The organism is Microcystis sp. T1-4 (genome assembly GCF_000297435.1).
Taxonomy (GTDB): domain Bacteria; phylum Cyanobacteriota; class Cyanobacteriia; order Cyanobacteriales; family Microcystaceae; genus Microcystis.
This window is the reverse complement of the sequence record NZ_CAIP01000187.1, coordinates 45,428-56,097: the sequence shown is the minus strand read 5'-3', so window position 1 is coordinate 56,097 and position 10,670 is coordinate 45,428. Positions and strand designations below refer to the sequence as shown.

9 protein-coding genes are annotated in these 10,670 nt (G+C 44.6%); 3 read left to right on the top strand and 6 right to left on the bottom strand.

The window, feature by feature from the left end; all coding sequences use genetic code 11:
• Window positions 1-1,153: 1,153 nt before the first annotated feature.
• A complete protein-coding gene (locus tag MICAI_RS11905; protein WP_008202090.1) occupies window positions 1,154-1,336 on the top strand; it encodes a type II toxin-antitoxin system HicB family antitoxin in 183 nt (60 codons plus the stop codon).
• 28 nt (window positions 1,337-1,364) lie between these two features.
• Here MICAI_RS11905 and MICAI_RS11900 read toward each other — a convergent pair whose 3' ends face one another.
• On the bottom strand, window positions 1,365-3,443 hold the full coding sequence (locus tag MICAI_RS11900; RefSeq protein WP_008202089.1) for a thioredoxin domain-containing protein: 2,079 nt from the start codon (window positions 3,441-3,443) through the stop codon (window positions 1,365-1,367).
• A gap of 77 nt (window positions 3,444-3,520) precedes the next feature.
• Here MICAI_RS11900 and MICAI_RS11895 point away from each other — a divergent pair, with 77 nt between their 5' ends.
• Window positions 3,521-4,129, top strand: coding sequence for a chromophore lyase CpcT/CpeT (locus tag MICAI_RS11895; RefSeq protein WP_008202088.1), 609 nt, complete (start codon window positions 3,521-3,523; stop codon window positions 4,127-4,129).
• On the opposite strand, the gene hemB is transcribed toward MICAI_RS11895, so the two are convergent.
• The 3 genes from hemB to def all read right to left on the bottom strand — a co-directional run bounded on the left by hemB (window position 4,126) and on the right by def (window position 6,964).
• Complete coding sequence (gene hemB / locus MICAI_RS11890; protein ID WP_008202087.1) at window positions 4,126-5,106, bottom strand: porphobilinogen synthase; 981 nt, start codon at window positions 5,104-5,106, stop codon at window positions 4,126-4,128. The two genes, MICAI_RS11895 and hemB, sit on opposite strands and share 4 nt — an antisense overlap.
• A 235-nt stretch (window positions 5,107-5,341) precedes the next feature.
• Window positions 5,342-5,998 carry a GTP cyclohydrolase I FolE gene (gene folE / locus MICAI_RS11885; RefSeq protein ID WP_008202086.1) on the bottom strand — a complete coding sequence of 219 codons (657 nt, stop codon included), beginning with the start codon at window positions 5,996-5,998 and terminating at the stop codon, window positions 5,342-5,344.
• Window positions 5,999-6,421: 423 nt separating this feature from the next.
• A complete protein-coding gene (gene def, locus MICAI_RS11880; protein ID WP_008202083.1) occupies window positions 6,422-6,964 on the bottom strand; it encodes a peptide deformylase in 543 nt (180 codons plus the stop codon).
• A gap of 120 nt (window positions 6,965-7,084) precedes the next feature.
• Between def and dnaA the strand changes: the two genes are divergently transcribed.
• Entirely contained in the window at window positions 7,085-8,419 is a 1,335-nt protein-coding gene (gene dnaA / locus MICAI_RS11875; protein ID WP_008202069.1) for a chromosomal replication initiator protein DnaA, read from the top strand.
• Window positions 8,420-8,649: 230 nt separating this feature from the next.
• On the opposite strand, the gene MICAI_RS11870 is transcribed toward dnaA, so the two are convergent.
• Window positions 8,650-9,600, bottom strand: a complete 951-nt coding sequence (locus MICAI_RS11870; RefSeq protein WP_008202059.1) for a heme o synthase — start codon at window positions 9,598-9,600, stop codon at window positions 8,650-8,652.
• 126 nt (window positions 9,601-9,726) lie between these two features.
• Window positions 9,727-10,638 (bottom strand): COX15/CtaA family protein, encoded by a 912-nt coding sequence (locus tag MICAI_RS11865; protein WP_008202058.1) that lies wholly within the window; start codon window positions 10,636-10,638, stop codon window positions 9,727-9,729.
• Between the last annotated feature and the right edge of the window lie 32 nt (window positions 10,639-10,670).

Genomic DNA, 10,670 nt, shown 5'->3' with positions numbered 1-10,670 from the left:
TCCTTAATTTTTTTACCTTGCAGTGTGGCACTTGTGTACCCGATAGCTATAACAATTAAGTAGGGAGGCACAATTATTTGTAGGATGGGTTAGCGGTAGCGTAACCCATGCAGGCGTTGGGTTTCATGCTTCAACCCAACCTACGTTCATCTTATATTTAATTCCACCCACCCACTTATCAGCTTTGATAAGTAAGCTATGACGCATTTAAAGTGCTTATTCTTAAGATTAGCCGAATCTCCCTCAATCCCTTTACTGTTGCCTCTTGCAAGAGTGCCTCTTGCCTCGTCTCAACAAGCAATTTAAATTACGAACAACTTAGCTAGGCAGAATTAAACTTAAAACAGTGAGTTTCGTATCCTCCTTTTTGAGCGCGAGCTTCGATCCCTTGTTTAACAGCGATCGCTAAATCGGACTCATCGGGAAAAATTTGACCTGCCAGTTCATGCGTTTTTCATTGATGCCATTCAATTTCAATAAGATTCATTTCAGAGGAATATTTGGGCAGTTGAAAGAAAAATCATCCTTGCTGCTGCCACTTATCCCAATATTCTCTGACTTGCTTGCTCCTATGAATGGGATGATTATCTTGAACGATGACGGTAATCTCCCCCGTCTTTTCAAAATGTTGGGCAGCGAGTTGGGCTTGCCATTCGAGAAGCTTAATATAAGTACCTAAGCAAAATTAATTACACATATCTAACCGCCTTTTGCCTTTTGCCTATCTTCACTAGGAAATTAATTTTGCACGACTACTTAGTTGGAATCCCAGAGTTTGCAAAAAAGTTGTATCAAAAAAAGTTGATGGATTAGCTTTTGGTAATGCTTTTAGCAATTTTACTTGAGAGTCAGTCGCGAAAAAAAACAACAGTTGAGAAAAAAAGTTTCAAGTTAGCCCGAAATAGTTTCAACTTAAAAAACGTATCAAAATATACAGATTGACTGCATAAAATAGGAATTTGTCTAAAGTGGCAAAATTTTGCCCGAAAAATAACCCCTGATTTTTTGTCCCAGATCGATTCTTGACACTCCCCAGTCACGAGTAGGGTGCGTTCCCTGAGGCCATCCTTGTTACTGCATTTTCTGATGATGGGGAACGCACCATCCTTAAGTTAAAATTTGGGCAGACAAATAAAGCTAAGTCAAGAAAGCAATGAAAATCAAAGCCATTATCGATCCAGCCCAAGAAGAAGGTTACTGGGCGGAAGTTCCTGCACTCCCCGGTTGCATAACAGAAGGGGATAGTATTTATGAACTCATCAATAACCTTCAAGAGGCCATCCAAGGCTGGTTAGAAGTTGCCAACGAAAGCCAAACACCAGAGCCTATTTCCTAGTAGAGCGGGGAGCAGAGAGAAAAAAACCTTAACCGAGTAGTATTGACGGCCCCGCCATCACCCCGGCAATTTGTCGGTCTAACTGTTCTAAATTTTCCGCCGGTTCAAGGCAGCATAACCCTTGACAAATTAACCCAAATGTGCTAGACGGCAAACTGCCATCGACGCGATACACCGCAGTGGGCAAATAGCGACCTAACAACGGCTCGATCGAGCTTTCCGGGGCCCGCAGACAGAAACCGTGACGATAGTGATCGAGGGCAACAAATAAACTGGGGCAAGCGGTGGGGGACTGTTCTAAGATGGTAGTAAAAGATTGCAAGGCCTTTTCGGCCCGATCGAGATATTCTAGATTTTCCGTCAATCGCGACAGACGCAATAAATTAGCGATCGCAATTCCGTTAGCCGAAGGGGTGGCATTATCCGTATAACCTCGCTCCCGCACGATCAGATCGAGACTATGATCGGAAGCAGTATTAAAATATCCCCCCTCATCCTCGGCCCAAAACCAGCGATCGAATTCCCCCTGTAGATCGATAGCCGCCTCTAACCAGCCAGTTTCTTGGGGATTAGCCGTTTGCAAGTCCAGTAAAGCCTTAATAAAATAGGCAAAATCCTCCGATTGGGCTAAAACCGAGGCCTGACCCTGATAATTCAAGCGCTGAAAACGTCCATCTAACCACTGATGCTTGAGAATAAACTCGGCCGCGACCGTAGCCATTTGCCAGTACAAAGGTTCGCCAAAGACGGCAAAGGCCCGGGCTAAACCGGAAATCATCAAACTATTCCAAGCGACGATCATTTTCGTATCCGTTACCGCCGGAATTCGTCCCGGCCAAGAGACGGTTTTCGCCTCCTGATTGTCTCTGGCCGGGGGAAAAAGAGCTAATTGGGACTGAGAACTGCCATAACGCCGAATAAATAACTTATCGAGCATATTTTCTATCTCCTTCCCTAATTTTCCCCCTTGCCGACGTTGCAGCACATTACGACCCTCAAAATTCCCCTCCGCAGTAACGGTAAAATTAGCCTGCAGCAGCCCCAATTCCTCGGTCGAGAGATAATCCCTTAACGACCGATCCGACCAGACATAAAAGGCCCCTTCCTCCGGTTCCCCATCCGTGGCCTTCTCAAAACTATCGGCATCTTGGGCCGCATAAAAATAACCTTCTGGGGCGGTCATTTCCCGTTTTAGCCAGTTAACCGTGCCTTTAATCCCTCTCTCAAAGGCCGCCTCTCGATTACCCGCACTCCACAAATTGGCTAAATATTCGACAATTTGCCCGTTATCGTAGAGCATTTTTTCAAAATGGGGAACTGTCCACGTCGAATCCACTGTATAACGATGGAATCCTCCCCCCACATGGTCATAGATTCCCCCCAGGGCCAGATCTTCCCCCCGTTGATAGGCCGCTTGCCGGAGGGAATCGTCAAAATCGTCACCAAAGCGACTACCCTGCAAAGCCAGATGAGAATATGGAATCATCGGAAAACTGGGCCGACCGTAGTTATTGGGATTAACCCGAATCACCTTTGTATTTGTCTCGATTCCTGTGGCTAAAAGGGAAGGTTCGGCTAAATTGGTCTCTGCTCGCGGTAAAATAGCTGATTGACGCAGTGCGCCCAGCATTTCGGCCGTGAATTTGCTTAATTTCTCCTTTTCCTCGTCATAATAACGACGTACCGATTGCAACACTTGCAGAAAACCGGGCCGGTTAAAGCGCGGTTGCACGGGAAAATAGGTGCCACCATAGAAGGGAATTAAACTATCGGGTGTTAGGAAGACATTCAGCGGCCAACCCCCTTGACCGACCATCATCTGCAATGCTTGCATATAGATGCTATCGATGTCTGGTCTTTCCTCGCGATCAACTTTGATCGGCAAAAAATACTGATTGAGATAATCGGCAATGGCCCGATCGGAAAACGCTTCTCCTTCCATAACCGTACACCAATGACAGCTAGAATAACCGATCGACAGAAAGATCGGTTTATCTTCTCTCCTGGCAATTTCTAGGGCGCTGTCACACCAATACCACCAATCGATCGGGTTTTCGGCGTGTTTTCGCAGATAAAGACTTTCGGATGCAGCCAGATGATTAGCCATGGGAAAAGGGGTATTTTTGCTCTTGCTGCTTATTAGTTTAAGCTAATTAGAGACTAACCGGAATCAAGCCTCTGCTCATGCTGAAAACTTCGATCGCCCTAGGATTTTTTCTCACTCAATCTTTGCCCCTTAATCCGCAAGTGCAGGGGGTGGCTAATCATTTAATTGGGGTGATGGATACGACGCAACAAGCGCAGACTAACCCCCGCATTGCTAAGGTGCAAATGACCACCTGTGCCGTGGATTTTTCCCCCAAACAGGATAGTATTTATCTTTATCAGGAACAGGCAATTATCGATCGCTTAAATCAACCCTATCGTCAAAGAATTTTAGTCATTCAACCTAGCCCCGATAATTCCACTGTGGAATCAAAAGCTTATAAGTTAAATAATGCCGCCAACTTTATTAATTTTTGTAACAAAGACTTGACAGAAAGAAAATTAAATGTATCAGATTTGGGCGAGTCGGTGTGTACTGTGTTTTTAAAACCGATAGCGGGGGGGTATCGGGGAGAAACTCCCCCCCAGGGTTGTTCCACTAATGCCAGAGGTGCGGTGAAAATAACTAATACAATTATTCTACATTCCCAGGGCATGGATACCAGCGATCGAGGTTATGATAGCCTTGGTCGGCAGGTATGGGGAGCGCAGGATAATGTCTATCAATTTCGCTGGCAAAAACCCTAAAATCGGCTTTCCTGTTTCATTAATGCCACATCGAGAGCAAAATAGGTCAAAATCAAATCGGCCCCCGCTCGTTTCATACTGATTAAAGTTTCCAAAATCAGACTTTTTTCGTCAATCCAGCCCTGTTTTGCCGCCGCTTTAATCATTGCGTATTCACCACTGACGTTGTAAGCGGCGACGGGAAGATGACTACTATCGCGCAGACGACGGATAATATCGAGGTAGGCCAGAGCGGGCTTAACCATAATAATATCTGCCCCTTCTGTTATATCTAAACTGGCTTCCCGTAACGCTTCCCGACTATTAGCCCCATCCATTTGATAGGTTTTCTTATCACCAAATTTTGGTGCTGATTCTAAGGCATCTCGGAAGGGACCATAATAAGCAGAGGCATATTTAGCCGTATAAGCGAGAATTCCCACATCTAAATAGCCAGCCGCATCTAAAGCTCGACGGATCGCCCCAACCCTACCATCCATCATATCGGAAGGAGCGACGAAATTAGCCCCGGCTGCCGCTTGTGAGAGCGACATTTTCACTAAAACTTCTAGGGTTTCATCGTTGAGAATTTTACCGTCCTCCACAATACCATCATGACCATAAATCGAAAAAGGATCGAGGGCTACATCGGTGATAATAATTATTTCAGGGACTTCTTTTTTGATCGCTTTCACTGCCCTTGGCACTAAACCATCGGGATTATAACTTTCTCTGCCGAAATTATCTTTTTTATCTTCGGCAATCAAGGGGAAAAGAGCGATGGCATTAATGCCTAAGTTATAGGCATTAACCACTTCTTTGAGCAATAAATCGAGGGAATAACGATAACAATCGGGCATAGAAGGAATAGCCACCTTTTGATTTTCTCCCTCCATGATAAAGAGGGGATAAATCAAGTCATTAACGGTTAATTCGGTTTCACGAACAAGACGGCGAATCGCTGGAGTATAACGAAGACGACGGGGACGAATCAGCATGATAAGTAGTTGAACAAAAGTAAAGTTAACCGTGGGGTAAGGAGTCGGTCGTCAGGAGTCAGTAAGAATTGCGGCAATTTACATTTCTTAAGATAGACAACAGAATTTATGTCCGACTACTTAACAGCGCGTCAAAAATAAAAAGTAAACAGTAAATAGCTGCCTTGACTCTGGTTTTTTACCTAGGAAAAAACTGGGGATAGGATGATCAAATAATCCCAATCCCCCTGAGTAATTAGTGAAAATCGGGACTATGACGAATCAAACTCATAAACTCTTGACGAGTCTTAGCAGAATCGGCAAAAATACCGCGCACGGCACTCGTAGAAGTCCAAGAACCGGGTTTTTCAACCCCGCGCATTACCATACACATATGAGTCGCTTCAATCACCACAGCTACCCCTTGAGGTTGTAGTAATCCTTGCAAAGCATCGGCAATTTGTGCGGTTAAACGTTCCTGTACTTGCAGTCGTCTGGCGTACATTTCACAGATGCGGGCAATTTTCGATAAACCGATCACTTTCCCGTTAGGAATATAGGCAACATGAGCGCGGCCGATTATCGGTAAAATATGGTGTTCACAGGAGCTAAAAATATCGATGTCTCGGATTAAAACCATCTCGTTAGCCTCCTCATGAAAAACTGCCCCATTCAGCAATTCATCGAGGGATTGCTGATAACCAGAAGTGAGAAATTTTAGGGCTTTTACTACTCGTTTAGGAGTGTCTCGTAAACCTTCGCGATCGGGATCTTCTCCTAATCCTAACAGCAGTGTTCTTACCGCTTGCATCATCTCGGCTTCCGATACCGGCGATTTAGGTTCGGTAATCACTTCGGGAAAGTGATTGTAGTCATCATTGTCGAAAATTGCTTTGGACTTAGCTAAGGTCATAGATATTTTTACAGACTGCAATAGTTAATTGATCGGCCAAGTTTTCTGATTTTACCAATGTTAATAAATACCCTTTGCTAGAGTATTTATTTTTCTGGGCATCTAGACGATAACTAATGAAAGCTATCGGGTTATTCCCTCGTCTTTGGGGTTATCTCCGTGGCGAAACTTGGAAAAATTGATTTTCCTAGTCACCGAAAAAGTCTTGAGTATCTCCCTAGTTAATTGAGGGTAGAATTCCAAACCACAATTAGTTTATTTTGTCAAGTAGTTCATTTGTTTGCTTGGTCGTCCTACCTAAAATGATAATCGTTATCATTTTAACAAAAAATTTAGATTTACCAACAAAAATTTTGTCGCGAGATAAAATATTCCCGTTAGGTTATTTAACTTATTTTGAAGAGATAGGCAGATTTTGCGATTTTATCGCTTATATTCAGCAATATTCCTGATTTTTTGGTATTCTTCCTCCGAGTATAAATCCGCCGGAGAAGCAAGGCGATTGAGAAAGAGGATTCCTTCCAGATGATCGTATTCGTGTTGAAAGATGCGCGCCACAAAATCCCCGAAAACTTGACGGATTTCCTGACCATTGCGATCATAATAGGCCACCTCGATCCACTGATGACGGGGGACAAAACCGCGCCAATTGGGGACACTGAGGCAACCTTCCCAACCCTTGACCATTTCCTCGCTCACCTGCAAAATGCGAGGATTAATCATGGCAGTGGCCGGCATGATCGGAGCGTCGGGATAACGAGGATTGGGACCAGAAGCAACGATAAACAGACGTAGAGACCGAGCAACTTGGGGCGCGGCAATTCCCACCCCGTGGGCAGCTTGTACGGTGGTAATCAGGGAATCGATCAAATTTTGACAGTCAGCATCGAGAAAATTATCGATCTCCGGTGCTTTTTGCTGTAAAATTGGATTTCCTAATTGGGTGATCGTTAAAACTTGTGTCATCTGTCTAAAGATTAATTGTTTCCCTCTGAAAAATATTTTATCGTCAACGGCAAAATCTCGCTAAACTGATAAGGTTTCCCCACAGCAGCACTAGAGCAACTTTGTTAATCAAAATTAATCGTGGATAGCAGCGCCCAACAACTTTGGCATAATCTCCTAGAGCGTCTAAAATTACTATTAACCCGTCCCGCTTTCGAGACTTGGTTTCAAACGGCGACGGTTAAAGAATGGCAAAACGATCGCTTAGTAATTCAGGCTGCCAATCCTTTTATTCTTAACCATCTTCAGAAAAATTATCTGTCAACAATTGCCGAAGTAGTGGAGGATATCGTCGGTTATCCCGTCGAGATTCAACTAACGGCAGAACAGGGCGATTCGATTGCTATTTTCCAGCCTAACAGTAGCTTAGAATCAGAATTACCCCCCAGTAATCAACTTAACCCTAAATATAATTTTTCCCGTTTTGTTGTCGGTCCAACTAATCGCATGGCCCACGCGGCTGCTTTAGCGGTGGCGGAATTACCCGGACGCGAATTTAACCCGCTTTTTCTCTGTGGTGGGGTGGGATTGGGTAAAACCCATTTAATGCAGGCCATCGGTCATTATCGTCTGGAATTATATCCTCAATCTAGGGTTTTTTATGTATCGACGGAACAATTTACGAATGATTTAATCACCGCTATTCGTCAAGATAGTATGGAAAGTTTTCGTAATCATTATCGCCATGCTGACATATTATTAGTAGATGATCTGCAATTTATTGAAGGAAAAGAATACACTCAAGAAGAATTTTTTCATACCTTTAATACCCTGCACGAAGCGGGAAAACAGGTGGTTTTAGCCTCCGATCGCCTGCCCAAACAGATTCCCAGTTTACAGGATCGTTTAATTTCTCGCTTTTCTATGGGATTAGTCGCCGATATCCAAGCACCGGATATCGAAACTCGTATGGCAATTTTACAAAAAAAGGCCGAGTACGAAAATCTGCGTCTCCCACGAGAAGTTATCGAATATATTGCCGTTAATTATACTTCTAATATTCGCGAATTAGAGGGGGCATTAATCCGGGCTACTACTTATATTTCTATCTCCGGATTGCCGATGACGGTGGAAAATATCGCGCCGGTTTTAAATCCACCAATGGCCAAAATTTCCACTTCTCCTGAGATTATTATGGCGGTAGTAGCGGAAAAGTTTCAACTCTCGATCGCCGATCTAAAGGGAAATTCCCGCCGACGAGAAATTAGTTTTGCCCGACAGATTGGGATGTATTTAATGCGTCAACACACGGATTTAAGCTTACCGCGCATTGGCGAAGAATTTGGCGGCAAAGATCACACCACCGTTATTTATAGCTGTGATAAAATTAACCTTTCCCAGCATCAAGACCGACAATTACAAGACATCTTAGCCCAAGTAATCGAGCGAATTAACTCCCTGAGTCGCAATCAATAGTCGGGGGTAATTATGAATTATGAATTATGAATTATGAATTGGGGAGATGGGAGAATTATGAATTATGAATTATGAATTATGAATTGGGGAGATGGGAGAATTATGAATTATGAATTATGAATTATGAATTATGAATTGGGGAGATGGGGTTTTTCAGTAAACAGTAATCAGTGAACTGAAAACTCACATCTGATAACTGATAACTGATAACTGATAACTGATAACTGAGATTAACTACAGGAGAATAAACTGGCAATTGTAGCGAGGAGACGAGAGGTCATGGGTAAACTATCGATCACCATAGCTGTACATAATAACATCATGTAAAGAATGGAATATTTAAACAGCGATCGAGCCATGTCCCGGTCAAAAGGATTCTGTTTTAATCGCCAAGCTTTTTTCAGGAAAACAAACCCTAAAATTAAAGCCGCTACACCATAAACCACACCACAGGCAGCCAAGGGATAAATCAGGAGGAAAGTGAAAGGAACGACGATTAAAGTATAGAGCCAAATCTGCTCGCTAGTGGCTTCTTCCCCTTTAACCACGGGCATCATCGGGATATCCACTTCTGCATAATCATCCTTGATCATTAAAGCTAAAGCCCAAAAATGGGGAGGAGTCCAAAGGAAAATAATGGCGAATAAAATCCAAGGAATCCAACCGAGATCGCCCGTTACTGCCGCCCAACCGACGAGGGGAGGAATCGAGCCAGCCGCACCGCCGATAACAATATTTTGGACACTATGACGCTTGAGCAGATGAGTATAAATCAGCATATAAAATGCGATGCCGGTCATTGCTAAAAATCCGCTCAAAGTATTGACAAAAAAGACAAAAAGTGCTAAGGAAAGGGAGGCTAAAACGAGGGCAAAAATGAGGGCGTGGAGGGGTTGCACGCGACCGGAGGGAATAGGACGGGCGCGGGTGCGAAGCATGGTGTGATCGATGTCGCGATCATAGATGCAGTTTAAGGTTTGAGCGGCGGCGGCGGCGAGAGTGCCACCGAGGAGGGTAAGAAAGAGTAAGAGGGGGGAAACCTGACCTTTAGAGGCGATTTCCATAGAAGCGGCCGTAGTAATCAGCAGTAGAGGAATAATTCGGGGTTTGGTGAGTTGATAATAACTTTTAGCGACTTGTAAAAAATTATCGTGGTGGCGAAGGGCTTGAGTTCCAGTCATCGTGATTAAATCCTTAGAGATGGCTTATAAGTAATGGGACAAAATTAACTTCTTGGTTAGGATGGGCAAAAGGCAAGAGGCACTCATGCAAGAGGTGGTTAGATATGTGCAATTAATTGTGTCTGGTTACTTAGGCGCGAAAGAACGATCGCGAAGGGCGAAAGTGGTAAAAGCGACGAGGGTTGCCACCAATAGCGCACCGATGCTATGGTGGGTAATGGTTAAGGGTTCCACCTGTAGATGCAGTTTCAGGGTGGCAACGCCCAAAAATACCTGTAGGGCGACTAATCCCCCGGCACTAAAAGCTAGTTTTCTGAGGAGAGGATGGATAGCGGCAGTTCGCCAAGCGAAGAAAACTAGGGTTAAAACCGAGATAGTGGCGGGAAAAACCCCGATAATGTGGCTATTCATCACGGTGCAGAGTTGGGAAACCGTTAAACACTGATGGGCAGCCCAACGGGAACCGACGAGACCGCCGAGGAGACATTGCAGATAAACTAGACCGGTGGCGACCATTCCCATCCCGGTTAGTTTTCCGACCGTACCTGTGCCACGGTAGGGAGTCAGACCGATAGCAATGACGATTAGGGTGGCAAAAAAGAGCAAAGCTGTGGCTAAATGGGCCGTTACGATGTCAAATCGCAGTAATTGGGTGACGGTTAATCCTCCCAGGACTCCTTGCAGGAGAATTAAAGACAAGGCAGCGATCGCCGAGGGCAACAGCCAAGGGGGAAGATGGCGACGATACCACCAAGACAGACCGACGAGAGCGAGCGTACTAAACCCGATCAAAGAGGCATCGAGACGATGAAACCACTCCAGAAATACCTGTAGATTCATCTGCTGACTGGGAATCCATTGACCGTAACAGAGAGGCCAATCGGGACAAGCTAAACCGGCGTTCATAACTCTGGTGGCAGCGCCCACCACCATGAGGGCGAAAGTAGCGATCGCAATTTTCCAGACTAAGCGGCGCATCCACACCTGAATATTGCCGGTTTCTCTTAGGGGTGTCGGGTTAAAAACAGATTCGGTCATCGGTTTGCCTGTTCTCCAGGAGTCTGTCATCA